This window comes from Sinorhizobium psoraleae, assembly GCF_013283645.1.
GTDB lineage: Bacteria > Pseudomonadota > Alphaproteobacteria > Rhizobiales > Rhizobiaceae > Sinorhizobium > Sinorhizobium psoraleae.
The window spans coordinates 14,190-32,155 of sequence record NZ_JABEKV010000005.1; the positions used below are offsets into that span (position 1 = coordinate 14,190).

The following is a 17,966-nucleotide window of genomic DNA, read 5'->3' on the forward strand; positions in this document are numbered from 1 at the left end:
GAGCTTGCCATAGAGGCGCGCTTTGCGACTCAAATACTCAGCGCAGGTCAAGTCGATGGAGGTCATCGGTGACTGACGATCCATATCAGATTCTGGACGTTCCGCGTACGGCCACACAGAACGACATTCGAAAGGCCTACCGCAAGCGCGCAAAGGAATTGCATCCGGACCTGCATCCCGGCGACAAGAAGGTAGAGGCTCAATTCAAGGCACTGTCGGCAGCCTACCGTCTACTGAACGATCCCGAGCAGCGCGCCCGTTTTGACCGCGGCGAGATTGATGCTTCCGGGGCGGAGCGGCCCCAGCAACGTTTCTACAGAAACTTTGCCGACGCGGATCAGGCCAGCCGGTATACGTCGGCGAGCGGCGCTGGCGAATTCGAGGATCTGTCCGATATCTTCTCCGATCTGTTCGGCCGTGGCCGGGGAGGGGGTGGTTTCCAAGCGCGGGGGCAGGACCTTCATTACCAGTTGGAGGTCGAGTTCCTGGACGCCGTCAACGGCGCCCGGCGCCGCATCACCCTTCCCGACGGGAATACGCTCGACTTGAACATTCCGCCCGGCACGCGTGATGGCAGCACGCTGCGGCTGAGAGATAAGGGAGCGCCAGGAATTGGCGGCGGGCCGCGCGGAGATACGTTTATCGAAATCAGTGTCCGTTCTCATCCGGTTTTCCAGCGCAAGGGCGACGACATCGAGGTCGATCTGCCAATTACCCTCTACGAAGCGGTGCTCGGGGCAAAGATCGAGGTGCCGACCGTCTCCGGACGGATATCGATGACCGTGCCGAAAGGGTCGAACACCGGCGATGTCCTGCGTCTCAGGGGGAAGGGCGTGAAGACTGGACATGGCCCCGCTGGCGATCAGCGTGTCAAGCTGCAGGTGGTTTTGCCCGACAAGGTAGATCCGGCTCTCGAGGCTCTCATGGAAACCTGGCGCCGGGCGCATCCCTATGATCCGCGCGATACGCTAAGGAGGGCCTCATGAGACTGACAGAGGGGCAGGTTCTCGAACTCTTCCGCACTCTCACGGCCAGACAGTTGCGCCAGTGGGTGCGTCGCGGCTGGATCGTTCCGTCCCAAGTAGAGAGCGGACCGCTCTTCGATGATGTCGACATCGCTCGAATTCGCCTGGTTTGTGAACTCCGGGACGACATGAACGTCAATGATGACGCCGTGCCGATCATCCTCGCGCTGTTGGATCAGCTCTACGGGTTGAGGCGAGAGCTCAGAACGATTGCCAGCGCCCTGCGGGGTCAGTCCGATGAGGTCCGTCAGGATGTCAGGCGGGCCCTTTCGGTCATCGTGACGCGACAACCATAGTGAAGTTGGCATCGTCCTTCACTGATCCGCCTTCCGAATTTGTCCATGTTGCGTCGGCAACTTGCCCGGTGCCCCGGCCGTGGTGCCGAGCCCTGAAGGCGGTTCACTTGCCGGAAACGACTCGATCCCGGCGAGCAAAACCGGATCGACGATCTCGTCCGATTCGCTCGGAACGGGCGTCGCCTCGCCGCATATGCTCCTGCGAGACTCGCCGGCGACCGCGAGCGAGCTTTGTACCGCGTGCGTCATGTTCAGCTCCATACTCAGTCTTGCAGATATGCCAGAGGGTCTGCTGGGAGAATGCCCGCCGCCGGGGCGGCGGGCATGAGAGCCGGGCCAAACGGTTAGGCAGGAGCATGTGGGTTCTGCCGTTCGTCCCACAGTGCCCAAGCCGATATCGCCGCAACGAGCAGGCCCAGGACCACGTGTGTCCACATGGCATTCACATTCGCGGCGAAGTCGAGCAGCCACGGCGAGACCACCAGCCAGATCCCGATCACCATATTTGCCCATTCCTCCCACTCCGAGAACGCAGTCAACGTGGCGAGCGCCAAAACACCGATGACGACACCAACGATCCACGCGTTCCAAGCGGCCATGAACTCACCAGCGAAGCCCCTGACCCACGGCGAGACGAAAAGGGCGACCGCGAGGACGAGGTTCATCCAGTCCTGCGGCTTTTTTCTTTCCATCAGCGTTGCCATCACAACCTCCACGGATGACGAAGTTGAACGAAGTTGCGCCTACTCAAGCAGGCGCAAAAATTAGATAATTAGCGGAAAATTGCTTTCAATACCGGATGTCGGAGGGATGAACGATTGCCTTGCGAGCGCGGGTCGCCATTTTCCTCGACCGTGCCCGCTTCCTGCGAGACGTTCGTGAATTGTCAAGCAAGGGAGTTCAGCCATGGGTCAAACCACACCTCACAAACAACCCGTCAAAGTCGAGAAATCGGCTCCGGCCGAGCGGGCCATTTTCCCTGTTCGAAAATCTTCGTCGAGAGATTGCCCGAACGCATGCGCGCGTTCGGTATGCCGGCATTCGAGAGAGCCGCCTCGCATATGTCTCCGGTGGTCGACGTGATCGAGTCGGACAAGGAATACAAGATCACCGCCGAGATGCCTGGAATGGACGCGAACGAGGTCGAAGTGAAGGTCGCAAACGGCCTGCTTTCGATCAGCGGCGAAAAAAGGAGGAAAAGGAGGAACGCGAGAAGGATCGCTTTGTCTCGGAGCGCCGCTACGGCGCCTTCCAGCGGGCCTTCCAGTTGCCGCCCGGCGTCGATGCCGACAAGATCGACGCCACCTTCGCGAAAGGTGTCCTGACGGTGCACCTGCCGAAGACCGCTGAAGCGATGAGCAACGAGAAGAAGATCACGGTCAATGCAGCGTAAGCGTTGCTCTGAGGCCTCACTGGCACGCCCTCGACGTCAGGACACTGAGCCCCGCGCGGCGGCTTCCGCTGCGCGCGGCCTCCAGCCGGTCGAGAACGGCTGCTGCGACGGGTTGTTTTGCTGCGCGCCCCCTTGAGCGTGAACCATGTGTCTGGAGGGCCTGTGAAACCGCTGGAGTTGCAGTCTGAGCGCCCCAGAAAGAACAGGAACGCAGGCCCTGAATCCCATCAGGGCGAGGGAACAAAATCGCCGGTTCCTGGCTGGACAGGTCATTCCTGACGAGGCGAGGAAATCGACGCTTTCGAAATAGCGGCACAGGCGGAAAACTGCACCGCTTCCTCATCCGGCTAAGCTGGTCGGGCAATCCGGTGTGTGCCCGCGTGCTCGCCCGCTAACTCCCGCAATTCGTCTTCTGTGATCGTCTCGCGTTCCAGCAGGAGCTTGGCAGATCGCTCCAGCAGCGGACGCCGCTCTTTGAGCAGCGACACAGTGCGCTCGAAGGTTTCGCCTACGATCGTGCGCACCTGCTCGTCAAGAATGGCCGCGGTCGCTTCGGAATAGTCGCGCTCGCTCGAGCCATAGAGCGGCTCGGGTGTCAGGAGCGAGCGCCGATCCCGCTCGAGCGCCACGTGGCCTAGTTCTTCAGTCATGCCGTAGCGCGCGACAATGGCGCGGGCTATGTCGGTGACCTTGACCAGGTCGTCGGCGGCGCCGGTCGAGAGATGACCGAAGACGATCCATTCGGCGGCGCGACCGCCGAGCAGCACCGCCATCTTGTTTTCGAGCTCTTCCTTGGTCATCAGGAATCGGTCCTCTGTTGGGCGCTGAATCGTGTAGCCAAGCGAACCGATGCCGCGCGGAATGATCGAGACCTTGTGCACCGCATCGAGGCCGGGCAAGCTCATGGCCATCAAGGCATGCCCCATCTCGTGATAGGCAACGATCTCGCGTTCCCTCGGATTGAGCAGGCGGTTGCGCTTCTCCAGTCCCGCGATGATCCGCTCGATGGCATTGTTAAAGTCCTCCATGGTTACCGCATCGGCTTTGCGCCGCGTGGCGAGGAGGGCAGCCTCATTGACGAGATTGGCTAGGTCCGCGCCGGTGAAGCCGGGCGTGAGTGCGGCGATCTGCTCCGGCTGGACATCCGTCGCAAGCTTCGCCTTCTTGAGGTGCACGTTGAGGATCTGGATGCGGCCCTGCTTATCAGGCCGGTCGACAAGCACCTGGCGATCGAAGCGCCCGGCTCTGAGCAGCGCCGGGTCGAGAATTTCCGGCCGGTTGGTCGCGGCAAGCAGGATAAGGCCGACCGAGGAATCGAAGCCGTCGAGTTCCACCAACAGCTGGTTCAAGGTCTGCTCCTTCTCGTCGTGTCCACCGGCGATTGGGCCGATGCCCCGCGCACGGCCGAGTGCATCCAACTCATCGATAAAGACGATCGCCGGCGCCTTCCCGCGGGCCTGCTCAAAAAGATCGCGGACCCGAGCCGCGCCGACACCCACGAACATTTCGACGAACTCGGAACCCGAGATCGAAAAGAAGGGCACCCCGGCTTCACCAGCGACCGCTTTCGCAAGCAGTGTCTTGCCTGTGCCGGGCGGCCCAACCAGCAGAATGCCCTTCGGCATGCGGCCGCCGAGCCGGCCATAGCTCTTCGGGTCCTTCAGGAAGTCGACAATTTCCTTCAGCTCGTCTTTGGCTTCGTCGACGCCCGCAACGTCCTTGAACGTCACCCCGGTGTCCTTCTGCACATAAATTTTGGCTTTCGATTTGCCGATCTGCATCAGCCCACCGCCGACGCCGGCACCGAAGCGCCTCAGAACGAGCATCCAAATGCCGACGAAGATCACCGCTGGCAGGACCCATGAGAGGATGTCTCGCAGGAAGGTGCTTTCGATCCGGCCGGTCACGATGACGCCATGCTCCTGCATCTGCCGGGCAAGGTCCGGCTCGACGCGTGTGGTTATGAACATGGGCTTGCCGTCCTGCGGCGTCTTGAAACGTCCCTGGATGAACTGATCTGAGACCGCGACCTCTGCGATCTTGCCTTCGTCGAGATAAGATTCGAACTGGCTATAGGGGATCTGGGCCACCTGTGTAGCGGTCGCGAAGATGTATTGGAAAGCCATCAATGCGAAAAAGGCCGCGACCCAGTACCAGATGTTAAACTTCATCTGCTTGTTCATTTTGGTGCCCCTTGTGGCCGGCAGCGTCTTTCGCATCAGAGGGTTCGATACCGAAAGAAACCCAAAGCGCCGTCCCGGCAAGGAAACGCCGCCCGCTTGCCGGCGGTTCCCTCGAACTTCCTGCTTGCGCAGAAGCCGTGGCTTGTGCCGCTGTTCGGTACCCGGGCCTCGGTAGGCCTGAGGAAAATCTCGGGGCCGTGTCCGTGACGCTCGCGGGCGACCTCAAGGAGATCGCACGGGAGCAGCCGCAATCAATATTGCAGGCGCTCGCTACCTGGAAGAGATGCTCGGCGCTCCGGCCTGTGAAGGTGCAAGCCTTTCCGGTTTGGTCAGAGGCCCTTCGAGCTCTTTTCCAGGCTGTCCGGAACATTATTTGTTCGGTCACTTGCGGCGAGCCCGACCGAGCCAACCGTGGGCGAACAGACCTCGGTGTGCTTAAGGGATTGAAACTCACCCTTCGGCGGCCGCAACCAAGTCAGACGTTCATCGCCTTCACTGCAGATGACAGCTTTGGGGTCGTTCTTTGCATTCCCGTGAATAAGAAGGCACGTCATCCCCTTGGTGTCATTGAAGCAAGCAGCAGGCGAAACCTAATCCTGCAGCTTGAATTCAGCAGCGAACTCGGCGCCGTCAGGATGGAGCGTCAATTCGGACGTGCCGTCCAGGGAATGGCTAAACACTCTCTCCAACACTTGCGAGCCGTAGCCCTTGCGAGCGGGGGCGGTATCGATGTCGCGGCCGTTCTCTCGCCAGCGAAAACTGATTAATGTTCCATTGCCCTTTCTTCGGTGTGCCGTCCAAGTTACCTTCAACCGGCCTTCGGGCGTGGCCCAGGCACCGTGTTTTACCGCATTGGTGGCCAGTTCATGGATCGCCATGGCGAACGCTTGTGTAGTTTCACGCGATAGCGTGACGACTGGGCCGTCGAGTTGGTAGTTTTTTCCCTCATGGCCGCCCTGGGCTTCCAACTCAAGGCGCAGAACTTCAGCCATGCGGACATCGTGCTCAGGTGCGCGCATCAGCAGGTCCTGGGTCCTGGAGAGGGAGCCCAGGCGAGTTGCAAACCTGTCGCGAAACTCATCAAGAGATTGACTTTCGTGCAAACTGCGATTTGCCAGCGCGTTCACGCTCGAAAGGACGTTCTTCACCCGGTGATGCAGCTCGCCCATCAACGTCTGTTGCTGCGCCTCCATTCGACGTTGTTCGGTGACATCACGTATCGCCAGCAGGATCAGGTCGAGATGATCGAGACGGCGGCCATTGAGGAGCATAATGCGCCGTCCGATCGTTTCGAAGTCGTGCTCTACCTCGACATCATCAAAGGCATTGTTGTCGGGAAGAACGTCCTCCAGGAGCTCCCTCAGTTTCGGAATGTCCCATTGCCGATTTCCAAGTTCGTACACCAGCCGGCCTTCGGTGTGGGCCGGGGAGACCTGAAACAGATCATAGAAGGTCTGGTTCGCCCTGATGACTTTCAGATCCCAGCCGAGCACCAGGAGTCCTTCGCGAACGCTATCGATCAGCTTTTCCAGGAACTCTCGATGTCCTTCGAGTTCGAATTGGGTCTGCTCGGCTTGCGTTCGATCAGAGACTGTCAGCAGGATCAGTTCCGGACGCCCGTCATCGTCGGTTATTCTTCGTGCGTTCAGGATCATCACTCGCCTGCCGATATCGGGAAACTTGTGCTCGATCCGGTAGCCTTTCACCGTCGTGCGCTCGGGCAGGACCTGCTCCAGCAGCCTCCGCAATTCGGGTATGTCCCATTGCCCATTGCCCAGCCGGTATATCGGCTGGCCGCGGGTCTCTTCGGCTGTGACGCCGAAGGTTTCGCAGTATGCGGAGTTGACGTCGGCAATGGTGAGATTGGAAGTGAGGATCAGCAGCGGCTGATCAAGCGTCTCGACGATCGCTTCGGCAAGCCCCGCCAACCCGAAGCGCTGCCTTGCGTCACCCGCACTTCCCGCGCTGTCGCTCCCATCGATCATACGAACAATGTGGCACCTATTCCGCGAGAGTCTAGATATTTGTGGGAGCACTAAGATCTTGCGGGCTTGCCAGAGCTCGTGTGCTGCTTTGGCAGTAAGGACCGGAAATTCCGACCTCTACCTGACTGGCCGCTCAGGGCCGGCACCGGAACTCTCAGCGTTATGGGCGAATGGCAGCAACGGGTGGAAGGAGTTCATTCGTCTCGCTCAACGGAATGAGCAGGGTGCGCCATGAGAGGTCAGTTCAGGCTGGAGTCGCGGAGCCCGGCGTTCCTACGCCGTGACTCGTGATCACGCTGTTTCCGCCGATCTGCGAACGAGCCTCTGCATTCCCAGCACGACGCTGAATAGGCTATATACGCAATGTGAGGACGTCGTTTCGACCGATTTCAGGCTAAGCCATGAATCAGGAAATCCGACTTTTTGGCGCTGTTGCGGTCCGACCCGCCATCCTGGCTCTCATATCTCGGTCTTCGAAGCGGCGACAGGATACACCGTCGCGGTCAAGTTCGAGCTCAATCCGACCGTAAAGAAGCAAATTGAAGCCGGGGAGCCTTTTGACCTCGTCATCATCAATCCGCATATGGTTCACGATCTGACCGCCCTGAGAAAGATCAAGAGGGGGAGCCAGGTAGCGTTTGGCCGAATAGCAATGGGCGTGGCAGCCAAGGCAGGCAGTCGACCGCTCGACATAAGGTCCGTGGAAGCGTTCGAACACGCATTGAAGAACGCCAGATCAATCGCCTACGCCGTTGACGGAACCAGCGGCGGCTATTTCTCCGGTTTGCTGGAGCGCCTGGGAATAGCGGACGAGGTCAAGCCCAGGCTGGTCGGCATACGAGGAGGGAAGACAGCTCTGGCTGTAGCCCGTGGGAAAGCCGAGTTGGCGGTCGTTCCCGTGAGCTCAATTCTCGCCGCTGCTCCCGATGTCATGCTTGTCGGCCGGTTTCCGGCGGAACTCCAAAGTTACATCGACTTCGCAATTGGCATCAGCGCCGATTCAAGGGACACAGAGGCTGCCAAGCAACTGTCCGCGTTCCTGATGTCGGCTGAGGTCGATGGCACCTTGGCGGCAAAGGGCGTCGAGCGCCGCTAAGGGCATCCTTGATAAGCCGCGATCGGCTCACGGGCCATGGCAACCTCGTGCTAGTGCCAAGCGTCCGCTCTGGGGCCGGAAGCGGTCTCCTCACAGCTATTCGGCCGGCATGTCGTTTGGCATTTAATCGTAAGAATGCGCCCGTTGCGGCAGGTCGGGTCTTCCTCACTTTGTGTGGTGGCGATTTTGGTCGAGAGGCAGCATGCGTGCCCTTTCGAGAATGTGCGCGAAGCCGCGCTCGCCACGATCTGGTACGAAAGTGACGCATTCAACGCCTATCGCGGCGAGGACTGGATGCCGGACCTGTGCCGGAGTTGCGAGCGCAAGAAGGTGGACTTCGGCGGCTGCCGTTGCCAGGCGATGGCGCTTGCCGGCGACGCCAGCGCAACCGATCCGGTGTGCATCCGCTCGCCGCTTCGCGATCGCCTGACGCGCGACGCGGATAAGCTTTCGACTACGCCAGCGGCGACGTTAACCTATCGCGGTCGTTAAACGCTCTTGGGCCTCCGGCGCCTTTTGGGCGATTGATCCGGTCCGGCAAGCCATACAAAGAGCACAGCTCCACAAGCAACGTGCCAGCGTCCTTTGCGCGTCTGATAAGACGCGCGGCGCTGTAGGAGATCACTTCGCCGTGAGACTTCGGCTCCGGCTTGAAACAAGAATGAGCCGCACCAATTCCCCAGCAAATTCAGCTTGTATTCGGAGGGTGCCGATGGACCTCTTTTCCCGTAAAGCCGGATTTCTCGCGCTCGCGTCGGCCGCCATGCTCGCCTCCGGCCTGGCCCTTGGCCCGGCGCGAGCCGAACTGCTCGCCCGCGTTCCCGCCGCGCGCGAAATGGCAGTCTGCGGCGACGTGTTGTTTGTCGGAACGAAAGGTTCCTCGGTTTATGCCGTGCCGTTGTCCGGCGGCCGCGCCCGGCGGGTTGCCTCCGGATTCTCCGCTGCGAACGGAGTCGCATGCTCCGGCGGTCGTTTGTTCGTCGCTTCGCGGGACAGCATAACGGCGTTCGATATCGGGCGTGGGGGTGCTCTCTCCGGCAGGCGCGATATTCGCCGAGACTTGCCGAATTCGGGAGCCCATAGCTTTCGCTATATCGCCGTTGGCCCTGATTCCCGGCTCTATGTCTCGTTCGGATCGCCTTGCAACATTTGCTCGCCGCGCGGCCTGCAGGGCACGATCGTCAGCATGAAGCAGGACGGGTCCGACCTTCGACGAGTCGCCTGGGGTGTGCGCAATTCGGTTGGCTTCGACTGGCGCGGCGGCACCATGTTCTTTACCGATAACGGCGCCGACGGAATGGGCGACGATGTTCCGCCCGACGAGTTGAACGCGCTTAGGCCGGGCGGCTTTTACGGCTTTCCCTATTTCGGAGGCCGGGTCCGGCTCGAAGGGTTTGAGGACGCCCGGCCACCCGCTCGGCAGATTTCCCCGGCGTTCAACTTTCAGGCGCATGTCGCCGCCCTGGGGATCCATTTCTTCCGCAGCCTCGGCGGTGACGCTCTGGTCGCCCAGCACGGCAGTTGGGACAGGTCGGTTCCCGTCGGGTATCAGGTCGTGCGGGTGCGCTTCCAGGGCGGTCGCCCGGTCTCGGCGGCGACCTTTGTCAGAGATGTCGGGCGTCCCGTGGACGTCAAGGAAGCGCCGGACGGTTCCGTCCTCGTATCCGACGACGCCGGAGGTGCGATTCACATATTCAGGCGATGACGCCCGATGATGCCTTCAGGACTCGTTGGCGGCTTGGTTGCCCGGATGAGCGCTTCGAGATAGCCGGTCCAGGAGGGCGGACCGCGGGCTTGCTCTATCGCCACATGCCACGCATGCGGGCTCCAACATCGACCCGGACCTTTCGTGTTTCTCGCTCACCGGGAGCCGACGGTTTGGCGACCGGCCAGGCGGAGCATTCGAAGAACTGCAAAAGCGTTGCCGGAATGAAGCGACTTCTCGACGCATAGACGTGGCGATCACCCTGGGCATTCTGCCCATGCGTGAAAAACCGCTGCGGCGTGACAAGATGCAGGCTGTCCTTGGCGCGGGTCATCGCGACATAAAGGAGGCGTCGCTCCTCCTCGATCTCGGCCGTCGAGCCCACGCCGAGATCGGAGGGAATGCAGCCGTCGACGCAGTTCAAGATGAAGACCGACTTCCATTCCTGGCCCTTGGCCGAATGGATCGTCGACAGGATAAGATAATCCTCGTCGAGAAGCGGCACGCCGGATTGATCACTGGTGGCATCCGGTGGATCGAGAGTGAGTTCGGTCAGGAACCGTTCCCGCGATGGATAACCGCCTGCAATCTGCTCGAGCTGCAGGAGATCGGCCATGCGCACCTCCGCATCCTCATGAATGCGATTAAGGTGCGGTTCGTACCAGTTGCGCGCTTCACCGATTTCGGCCGGCCATGCGGTCTTTCTGCTGCGCACGCGCTGGAGCATGTCGACAAAGGTAACCCAGTCATCTCCCGAGCGCGGCGGAGCGGGAATTTCGGCGAGCGCCGTCAAGGGTTCGGGGTCGGCGGCCATTGCATCGAGCACCCGGCCTGCCGTCTGTGGACCGACGCCGGGCAAGAGTTGCATCAGCCGGAAGCCGGCCACGCGATCGCGGGGGTTCTGGGCAAAGCGCAGGACCGCCAGCAGGTCCTTCACATGCGCGCTGTCGAGGAATTTGAGGCCGCCGAACTTGACGAAGGGGATGTTGCGCCGGGTAAGCTCCACCTCCAGGGCGCCGCTGTGATGGGAGGTGCGGAACAGTACCGCCTGCTGTTTCAAGAGCGTGCCGCCTTCGCGATTTTCCAGTACCTGCTCGACGATATAGTTGGCCTGGTCGGCTTCATCGCGAACCGTCACCAGCCGTGGCCGCTCGGCGGACTGGCGCTCGGTCCAGAGATTCTTCGTAAAACGCTCGCGGGCGAGTTCGATGACACTGTTGGCGGCAGCCAGGATCGGCTGCGTCGAGCGGTAGTTCCGGTCAAGCGTGATGATGTCGGCCGCCGGAGAGAAGGTTTGTGGAAAATCGAGAATGTTGCGTACGGTCGCGGCACGGAAGGAGTAGATCGATTGTGCATCGTCGCCGACGACGGTCAGGCCGTGGCCATTCGGTTTGAGTGCCGTCAGGATCGTCGCCTGCAAGCGGTTCGTGTCCTGGTACTCGTCGACGAACACATGGTCGAAGCGATTGCCGATTTCTTCGGCAATCACGGGCTCGCTTACCATCTGCGCCCAGTAGAGCAGGAGGTCGTCGTAATCGAGGACGTTCTGCGCCTGCTTGGCCTCGACATAGGAAGCGAAGAGTTCGCGCAACTGTTTTTCCCATGCCATGCACCACGGAAAGGAGCCGCGCAGCACCGCATCGAGCGTCTGCTCCGAGTTCACTGTGCGCGAATAGATTGCAAGGCAGGTGCCTTTCGTCGGAAAGCGGCTTTCCGTCTTGGAAAACCCAAGCTCGTGCCGGACGAGATTCATCAGGTCGGCTGAGTCTTCCCTGTCATGGATGGTGAAGTCCGGATCGATGCCGATCTCCGGGGCATGATCGCGCAGCAATCTCGCCCCGATGCCGTGAAACGTGCCTGCCCAGGCGAGTGCGTCAGCAACGATGGCGGCCTTCTCGCCAAGTACCTGCCGACAGATGCGCTCCACTCGCCGGCTCATCTCGGCTGCCGCGCGTCGCGAAAATGTCATCAGGAGAACCCGGCGCGGATCAGCGCCATTGACGATCAGATGGGCGACGCGGTGCGCCAGCGTGTTGGTTTTGCCGGAACCGGCACCGGCGATGATCAGGAGCGGTCCACCAATTTTCCCGTCTGGCAGGCCGCCGCCATGCTCGACCGCATTGCGCTGCTGATCGTTCAGTTTCTCAAGATACGCCGTGCTCATCGGCCCCCGCTTTTATCGCTCCGATTTTCACGGGCGAATCCCTACCATCCCTTCAATAGCGCATTCGACCGTTCCTCCTGAAGGAGCCTCCCTCCGGTTGACCGATTCGCGACGCAAACGGGAACGAATAATGAACCTAACAGCCGATCCAGCCGTTGCAAAGCCAAGTGGGCGCCGTTTCAGCGGACAAAATCCATACGCCGCCTTTCGCGATCGTGGGGGCATGTTCCACAGGGCGGGGTGGCCGATCGCGCCGGTATGGTCTATGGAAGGTCACGCGAGCCCGCGGCCAAGACCGTCTTGCCGGGACGCTTGGCACAGCATGCAATTCATCCCTCTGGTTGGATAACGGGAATGCACTCACGTGGCATGGTCGAGAGGATGCGGTTCGGGCAGTCGCTGATCAGGTGGCGGGTCGATGGCCTCTCGGCCTATGTTTTCGCAGCTGCGGCCGTCATCGGTCTTTTTGCCTTGAGATTGGCGCTCAGGGAACTCATCGGCGACACCGTTACTCTCTCTTCGTTCATTCCCGCACTCCTGCTCGTCGCAATGATCGGCGGCCTTAAACCGATAGCCTTCGCGCTCGGGCTGTCGCTACTTGCTGCAATATCGGTTCAGTGGATCGAGAATGCGCCCGGACCGAGCGTTGGCGAAATGGTCGTCTTCGCGTCGACAGTGCTCCTGATCGTGGCTCTCGGGGAATTGGTCCAGGCGGCAAGACGCGCCATCGACCGGACGGAAGCTGCCGTACAGGCCCGCGATGCGCACCTCAGATCGATATTGGATACGGTTCCGGACGCCACCGTGGTCAGTTCCACGAATGGCACCATTGTATCCTTCAACGCCGCCGCCGTTCGGCAGTTCGGATATGTCGAAGAAGAGGTCATTGGTCAGAACCTGCGCATATTGATGCCGGAACCCTACCGTCATGAGCACGACGGATATATGCAGCGGTACCTGACTACCGGCGAGAAGCGCATCATCGGAATCGACCGGGTCGTCGTCGGACGGCGGAAGGACGGATCGACATTTCCGATGAAGCTTGCAGTCGGGGAGATGAAATCAGGCGGAGAACGGTTCTTCACCGGCTTCATCAGGGACTTGACGGAGCGGGAAGAGTCGGCCGCGCGGCTTGAACAGATCCAGGCTGAACTGGCGAGACTGGCCCGTCTTAACGAGATGGGTGAAATGGCTTCGACGCTTGCGCACGAGCTGAACCAACCGCTGTCGGCGATCGCAAACTACGCCCATGGCTGCACAAGGCTCTTGCGTGACATGGATGCCAATGTGGCAACGAGGATGCGTGGCGCGCTGGAAGAGATCGCTGGCCAATCCCTGCGCGCTGGTCAGATCATCAAACACCTCCGGGAATTCGTCACGAAAGGCGAAACGGAAAAGGCACCCGAAGACATCCGCAAACTGGTGGAGGAAGCCGGCGCGCTGGCTCTGGTCGGCTCCCGCGAGAGCGGCGTCAGAACGGTATTCGAATATGTGCCCGGTGCCGAAATGGTGATGGTCGATCGCATCCAGGTGCAACAGGTGCTCATCAATCTGATGCGCAACGCGATCGAGGCGATGCGCCACGTCCAGCACCGTGAACTTACAGTTCGAACGTTGCCGGCGGATCCGGGCGAGATTGCCGTCGTCGTGGAAGACACGGGCGGAGGCATTCCTGAGGAAATTGCCGGCCAGCTTTTCAGGCCGTTCGTCACGACAAAGGCAAGTGGAATGGGCATAGGCCTTTCGATCTCGAAACGCATCGTCGAAGCGCATGGCGGTGAAATGACCGTCTCGAAAAATGCCGCCGGAGGGGCTACTTTCCGGTTCACGCTTCCCGCCTATGTGGAAGAACGGATCAATGGAAATGACTGATTACACCGTTCATATTGTCGACGACGAAGAGCCGGTCAGGAAGTCGCTCGCGTTCATGCTGACGATGAACGGCTATGCTGTGAAAATTCATCAATCTGCTGCCTCCTTTCTTTCATTCGCACCGAATGTCCGCAACGGAATTCTCGTAACCGACCTCAGAATGCCGGAGATGTCCGGCGTTGATCTCATCCGCCGTCTCGGAGATCTGAAAATGAGGATACCGTCCATCGTGATCACCGGACACGGCGATGTTCCGATGGCGGTCGAGGCGATGAAAGCGGGAGCATTGGACTTTATCGAAAAACCCTTCGAAGACTCGGTGATCATCGAGGCGATCGAAAGGGCATCCGAACAGCTGAGCGTTCCGGAAGCTGACGTCGATGAAATCCGCGATATTCAGGAACGCCTTCACACGCTGAGCGAGAGGGAGCGCCAGGTGCTCTCCGCGGTGGTGGCAGGCTTGCCGAACAAATCGATCGCCTATGACCTGGACATCAGTCCCCGCACGGTCGAGGTGCACCGCGCCAACGTCATGGGCAAGATGAAGGCAAAGAGCCTTCCGCACCTCGTTCGTATGGCGCTCGCGGCGGGCTTCGGGCCCTCGTAATCGTACAGTGTTGATCTCGCGCAATGCGCCGCCTGCTCGCGGCCTTTAAATGGCGGCTCATCGGCGGGCATGTGCACGCCAGTTTGCGCGGGACTGTAAGTTGTTGGCTGACAGAAGCATTGTCGTCATTGCACCGGACCAGGGTCTCCGGCGGTCCCTGGCGTTCGCGCTCGAGGTCGAAGGATATTCGGCCGAGTCATACGACGCCTTGTGGAAGGCCGAGGGTTCGTCGAGGGCTTCGCTTTGCACGATCGTCGATGACGAAATATTGAAATCCGAGGCGCAGGCCGCGCAAGCCCTGCAGCGTCTAGGAGGACGCGTCATCCTGCTCGTCGATGGAATGTCGCCACTTCAAGAGCATGACGGCACCATCATCTTAACGAAGCCGATCAGCGGCTCTGATCTTCTGGGCGTCGTGAACAGCCTGGCCGCGATTGCGAAATAGTCGGGCGGGCAGAAGCGGCGCACTCCGTCCCCCGCTCTACGTACTCGGCCTAAGTAGTTTCCCTTAGTGATCTAACCGAATTTATCGCCGGTGCCCGAATTGGCAATCTCCCTCCGAAACGATCAGGGGACAAGAGATGTACGCCGCTTCCCAACCTACAGAACAGAGCTTTCCGCAATCCGACAGCATCGCAACCGCCGGGATTCCTGGACCCCATCTTGTTGCGACTTACAGGTCCGGCCAAGAGATCTACGCCGAGGGCGACGCGGTTGAAAAATGCTACCAGGTCGCCACCGGAGCGGTGCGGGTATACCGCCTGCTCTCGGACGGTCGGCGACAGGTCGTATCCTTTCACCTCGCAGGGGAAATGTTCGGCTTCGACGCGGGCGCAACTCGTCGCTTTTTTGCCGAGGCGATCACAGAAACAAGACTGGCGGTTTTCGGCCGGCGTCCGATGCAGGAGCATTCGCGGGAGCTTCTCGCTCTTGCCTTGGCCGGCATGGCGCGCGCCCAGGAGCACCTTCTGGTAATCGGCAGGCAATGTGCGGTGGAACGTATCGCCGCATTCCTACTGGACCTGTCAAACCGTCAGGGGGGCATCCGGCAACTGAGATTGCCGATGTCACGGCAAGACATCGCCGACTATCTCGGCCTCACGATCGAGACGGTATCGCGGGTCATGACCAAACTGAAAGATCGCAGTGTCATAGCGCTGCGCGACGCAAGAACCGTCGATATCAAAAGGCCGGATGCGCTTCGTTCGCTTTGCAACTGATCCATGCGATCCCGGTGATCACTCGAGACGCTCGGTCGTCGAGCCCGAAAAGCTTGCAGCTGTTTGCGTGAGGACAAAGACGGGCAGGCTCAACTTCTGCACAAGCGGATTAGATGCCGCGATCATGGACGCAAGAACCGGCTCCATCGCCTTGATGGCTTTGAAGTGATTCCGGCAAGCAACACCTGTCAAGGAACAGATCATGACCGGAATAAGCCTCGACGACACAGTCGCGACGATCGCAGCAGAGTTGCCTGGAGCGGCGGAACTCTTCCGCCGTCATGACATCAGCTTCTGTTGCGGTGGCAACGTGCGGCTCTCGGAAGCCGCCGTAAAAGCCGGCCTCGCTCCATCGGAGCTTCTTTCGGAACTGGAGGCTCTCGTAAAGGCGGCAGGACGAGATGCACCCGAAGAGACATCGGATCTCATCGGCCATATCCTCGACAGATATCACCAAACGCACCGCGCGGAGCTCACCTGGCTGATCCCGCTCGCCCAGAAGGTGGAGCGGGTGCACGGAGGGCACCCGTCGGCACCGATCGGCCTTTCCCAGGTCCTGGAGCGTCTGCGCGACGAACTCGAGAGCCACATGATGAAGGAAGAGCAGATCCTTTTCCCGACCATGCAGAGTGGCGGCGGCGTGGGGATCGCGCATCCGATCGCGCAGATGCGGCGTGAGCATGAGGAGGAGGTGGAACACCTACGGACCATCGAGCACGTAACCCATGGGCTTTCGCTGCCGCCAGGTGCCTGCGGCTCGTGGACTGCGCTTTATACGGGTTTACGCAAGTTCGCCGACGATCTGGTGACGCACATGCATCTCGAGAACGCCGTGCTGTTTCCGCGCTTCGAACCTCAATCCCGGGGGGCCGGTTGACACAAGCCGTTTCTGGTTTGCGATCCATCTGGCAGGCGCCATACCGGCCCCTGTTTCTGCTCGCCGGGCTGTGGGCGCTTGTCGCTCCAATCGTCTGGATTTTCCCGGAAGACATTGCGCCGGACAGGGGCGCGTGGCACAGCCGCGAGCTTTCGTTCGGCATGGCTGGCGCTGCGGCGGGCGGCTATCTCCTGACAGCGCTGCCAGCCTGGACGAAGAAGGGCCCGGTTCCGCCCGGCTTCACCATCGTCGCCTCCTGTCTTTGGTGCGTCGCCCGTTTGACGGCGGCGCTCCCGGAGCATTTGCCGTTCATCGCAGAAGCAATCGGGGCATCCGCCTATTTCGCGTTCCTGACTGCGGTATTGGCGCACGGAGTCGGCTCCTCAGGAGCCTGGCATCGCCTCTGGGCGCCGCTCGCCACGGCCGCGCTTTGCATGAATGCCGTGCTCTCCCTCTATGATGGTCTCAGTCCGGCGAGCCGTGCACCGCTGCTTTATATCGTCTTGATAACCTTGATCGGCGGCCGCGCCACGTCTGCTTTCACACGCCGGTGGCTAGGCGCTCGGCATCTCCACCATCGCGATCGGCCGACGCTTTCGTACTTGGCGATCGCGGCCATTCTCGTCGCCGCTTACTTCAGTGGTACCCGTCAGCAGATATCATCGGGTCTCCTGATGACGTTTTCGGGCACTTTGCTGCTAATGCAAATGAAGGAGTGGCAAAGCTTCAGGACCCGGCGCTATCCGGCCTTGTTCATCCTGCACATCGCCTTCGCCTGGACCCCGGCAGCGCTCATTCTAAGCGGCCTTGCAGCCATTTTTCCCGACTGGATCTCGCCCACCGCAGCCCTGCATGCACTGACCATGGGCGCGATGGGGACAATGATGGCTGCCTTCATGATGCGGTCGGCCATGATTCGCGATGGAGAGACCCTTGTCCTCAATCGGACCATGGCTTGTGCCTTCTCGCTCATATCTCTCTCAGCGCTGCTGCGTATTCTCGGGGGCTGGATGAGCGGGACGTATCTCGATCCTATTGTCGCTGCCGCGATCTGCTGGATGACGGCCTGGGCGCTTTTCTTGGCTTGCTATTTGCCGGCAATGAGCGGAGCTGTTCCCAAGCCTGTGTTCAGTGCCGCAATCGGCAGCGAGGTTGTGCTCAGCAGTGGGATCACGACCTCTGGGGGCGAGGCGATGATAGCGGTAAACCAAGCTCGCAAGGAAGCAAGCCATGTACGTAGAGCGATATCAAAATGGGGACTTCATCTTGGACTCCGCCGAACTCGCCGTTCGTTTCGGCCTGTCCAAGGACGACTTGCGCCGGAACTTCAGGAAGGGTCTGGTAACGAGCATGGTCGAGCGCGGTGAGGGCGAGGATGCGGGCACCTGCCGTCTAAGCGTGAAGCTTGGAAATCGCATATGGCGCGCAATCCTGAACAGCGAAGATCGGGTTGTAAGCGAAGAAATGACTTTTCGACGCCCAGATCGATAAGGTCGGATTTGCGTGAGAGCCCTGTGACGAAAGCTTCCTTTCGCACGGCGTG

The 17,966-nt window shown here is 60.4% G+C and carries 17 protein-coding genes and 2 pseudogenes; 14 read left to right on the forward strand and 5 right to left on the reverse strand.

Annotation, left to right across the window (positions count from 1 at the left end):
* Positions 1-68: 68 nt before the first annotated feature.
* Positions 69-986, forward strand: coding sequence for a DnaJ C-terminal domain-containing protein (locus ILFOPFJJ_RS25560; protein ID WP_173513373.1), 918 nt, complete (start codon positions 69-71; stop codon positions 984-986).
* On the forward strand, positions 983-1,321 hold the full coding sequence (locus tag ILFOPFJJ_RS25565; RefSeq protein ID WP_173513374.1) for a chaperone modulator CbpM: 339 nt from the start codon (positions 983-985) through the stop codon (positions 1,319-1,321). Before ILFOPFJJ_RS25560 ends, ILFOPFJJ_RS25565 begins: the two co-directional genes overlap by 4 nt.
* An 18-nt stretch (positions 1,322-1,339) precedes the next feature.
* Here ILFOPFJJ_RS25565 and ILFOPFJJ_RS25570 read toward each other — a convergent pair whose 3' ends face one another.
* Together ILFOPFJJ_RS25570 and ILFOPFJJ_RS25575 are read right to left on the reverse strand one after the other, a co-directional pair.
* Positions 1,340-1,570 carry a hypothetical protein gene (locus ILFOPFJJ_RS25570; protein ID WP_173513375.1) on the reverse strand — a complete coding sequence of 77 codons (231 nt, stop codon included), beginning with the start codon at positions 1,568-1,570 and terminating at the stop codon, positions 1,340-1,342.
* 95 nt (positions 1,571-1,665) lie between these two features.
* Positions 1,666-2,028, reverse strand: coding sequence for an SPW repeat protein (locus ILFOPFJJ_RS25575; RefSeq protein WP_173513376.1), 363 nt, complete (start codon positions 2,026-2,028; stop codon positions 1,666-1,668).
* Positions 2,029-2,352: 324 nt separating this feature from the next.
* Here ILFOPFJJ_RS25575 and ILFOPFJJ_RS36270 point away from each other — a divergent pair.
* Positions 2,353-2,457 (forward strand): annotated as a pseudogene (locus ILFOPFJJ_RS36270) (Hsp20/alpha crystallin family protein); the annotation flags it as partial.
* Positions 2,421-2,714, forward strand: a complete 294-nt coding sequence (locus tag ILFOPFJJ_RS25580; protein WP_312032736.1) for an Hsp20/alpha crystallin family protein — start codon at positions 2,421-2,423, stop codon at positions 2,712-2,714. The pseudogene ILFOPFJJ_RS36270 and the gene ILFOPFJJ_RS25580, both read left to right, overlap by 37 nt.
* 347 nt (positions 2,715-3,061) lie before the next feature.
* On the opposite strand, the gene ftsH is transcribed toward ILFOPFJJ_RS25580, so the two are convergent.
* The gene (ftsH, locus tag ILFOPFJJ_RS25585; RefSeq protein ID WP_173513377.1) at positions 3,062-4,897 is read right to left on the reverse strand and encodes an ATP-dependent zinc metalloprotease FtsH; all 1,836 of its coding nucleotides are present in this window, start codon (positions 4,895-4,897) and stop codon (positions 3,062-3,064) included.
* Between the two features lie 590 nt (positions 4,898-5,487).
* Positions 5,488-6,882, reverse strand: a complete 1,395-nt coding sequence (locus ILFOPFJJ_RS25590; protein WP_173513378.1) for a sensor histidine kinase — start codon at positions 6,880-6,882, stop codon at positions 5,488-5,490.
* Between the two features lie 401 nt (positions 6,883-7,283).
* Between ILFOPFJJ_RS25590 and ILFOPFJJ_RS25595 the strand changes: the two are divergent.
* The 3 genes and pseudogenes from ILFOPFJJ_RS25595 to ILFOPFJJ_RS25605 all read left to right on the forward strand — a co-directional run bounded on the left by ILFOPFJJ_RS25595 (position 7,284) and on the right by ILFOPFJJ_RS25605 (position 9,683).
* Positions 7,284-7,978 (forward strand): annotated as a pseudogene (locus tag ILFOPFJJ_RS25595) (molybdate ABC transporter substrate-binding protein).
* A 135-nt stretch (positions 7,979-8,113) separates the two neighbouring features.
* A complete protein-coding gene (locus ILFOPFJJ_RS25600; protein ID WP_376741451.1) occupies positions 8,114-8,470 on the forward strand; it encodes an SPASM domain-containing protein in 357 nt (118 codons plus the stop codon).
* 220 nt (positions 8,471-8,690) lie between these two features.
* Complete coding sequence (locus ILFOPFJJ_RS25605; RefSeq protein ID WP_173513379.1) at positions 8,691-9,683, forward strand: PQQ-dependent sugar dehydrogenase; 993 nt, start codon at positions 8,691-8,693, stop codon at positions 9,681-9,683.
* A gap of 94 nt (positions 9,684-9,777) precedes the next feature.
* Here the strand turns inward: ILFOPFJJ_RS25605 and ILFOPFJJ_RS25610 are convergent, their stop codons facing one another.
* Complete coding sequence (locus ILFOPFJJ_RS25610) at positions 9,778-11,847, reverse strand: ATP-dependent helicase (RefSeq protein ID WP_173513380.1); 2,070 nt, start codon at positions 11,845-11,847, stop codon at positions 9,778-9,780.
* Between the two features lie 354 nt (positions 11,848-12,201).
* Between ILFOPFJJ_RS25610 and fixL the strand changes: the two genes are divergently transcribed.
* The 7 genes from fixL to ILFOPFJJ_RS35210 all read left to right on the forward strand — a co-directional run bounded on the left by fixL (position 12,202) and on the right by ILFOPFJJ_RS35210 (position 17,914).
* Positions 12,202-13,719, forward strand: a complete 1,518-nt coding sequence (gene fixL, locus ILFOPFJJ_RS25615) for an oxygen sensor histidine kinase FixL (protein ID WP_173513381.1) — start codon at positions 12,202-12,204, stop codon at positions 13,717-13,719.
* Positions 13,712-14,326 carry a response regulator FixJ gene (gene fixJ / locus ILFOPFJJ_RS25620; RefSeq protein WP_173513382.1) on the forward strand — a complete coding sequence of 205 codons (615 nt, stop codon included), beginning with the start codon at positions 13,712-13,714 and terminating at the stop codon, positions 14,324-14,326. Before fixL ends, fixJ begins: the two co-directional genes overlap by 8 nt.
* 103 nt (positions 14,327-14,429) lie before the next feature.
* The gene (locus ILFOPFJJ_RS25625) at positions 14,430-14,771 is read left to right on the forward strand and encodes a transcriptional regulator (RefSeq protein ID WP_376741452.1); all 342 of its coding nucleotides are present in this window, start codon (positions 14,430-14,432) and stop codon (positions 14,769-14,771) included.
* A 136-nt stretch (positions 14,772-14,907) separates the two neighbouring features.
* Positions 14,908-15,546, forward strand: coding sequence for a helix-turn-helix domain-containing protein (locus ILFOPFJJ_RS25630; RefSeq protein WP_173513383.1), 639 nt, complete (start codon positions 14,908-14,910; stop codon positions 15,544-15,546).
* 202 nt (positions 15,547-15,748) lie between these two features.
* Positions 15,749-16,423 (forward strand): iron-sulfur cluster repair di-iron protein, encoded by a 675-nt coding sequence (ric, locus tag ILFOPFJJ_RS25635; protein ID WP_173513384.1) that lies wholly within the window; start codon positions 15,749-15,751, stop codon positions 16,421-16,423.
* Complete coding sequence (locus ILFOPFJJ_RS25640) at positions 16,420-17,790, forward strand: NnrS family protein (protein WP_246299780.1); 1,371 nt, start codon at positions 16,420-16,422, stop codon at positions 17,788-17,790. The genes ric and ILFOPFJJ_RS25640 overlap by 4 nt, the downstream gene beginning before the upstream one ends.
* Positions 17,690-17,914, forward strand: coding sequence for a DUF6522 family protein (locus ILFOPFJJ_RS35210; RefSeq protein WP_246299781.1), 225 nt, complete (start codon positions 17,690-17,692; stop codon positions 17,912-17,914). The genes ILFOPFJJ_RS25640 and ILFOPFJJ_RS35210 overlap by 101 nt, the downstream gene beginning before the upstream one ends.
* The last annotated feature ends 52 nt before the right edge of the window (positions 17,915-17,966 follow it).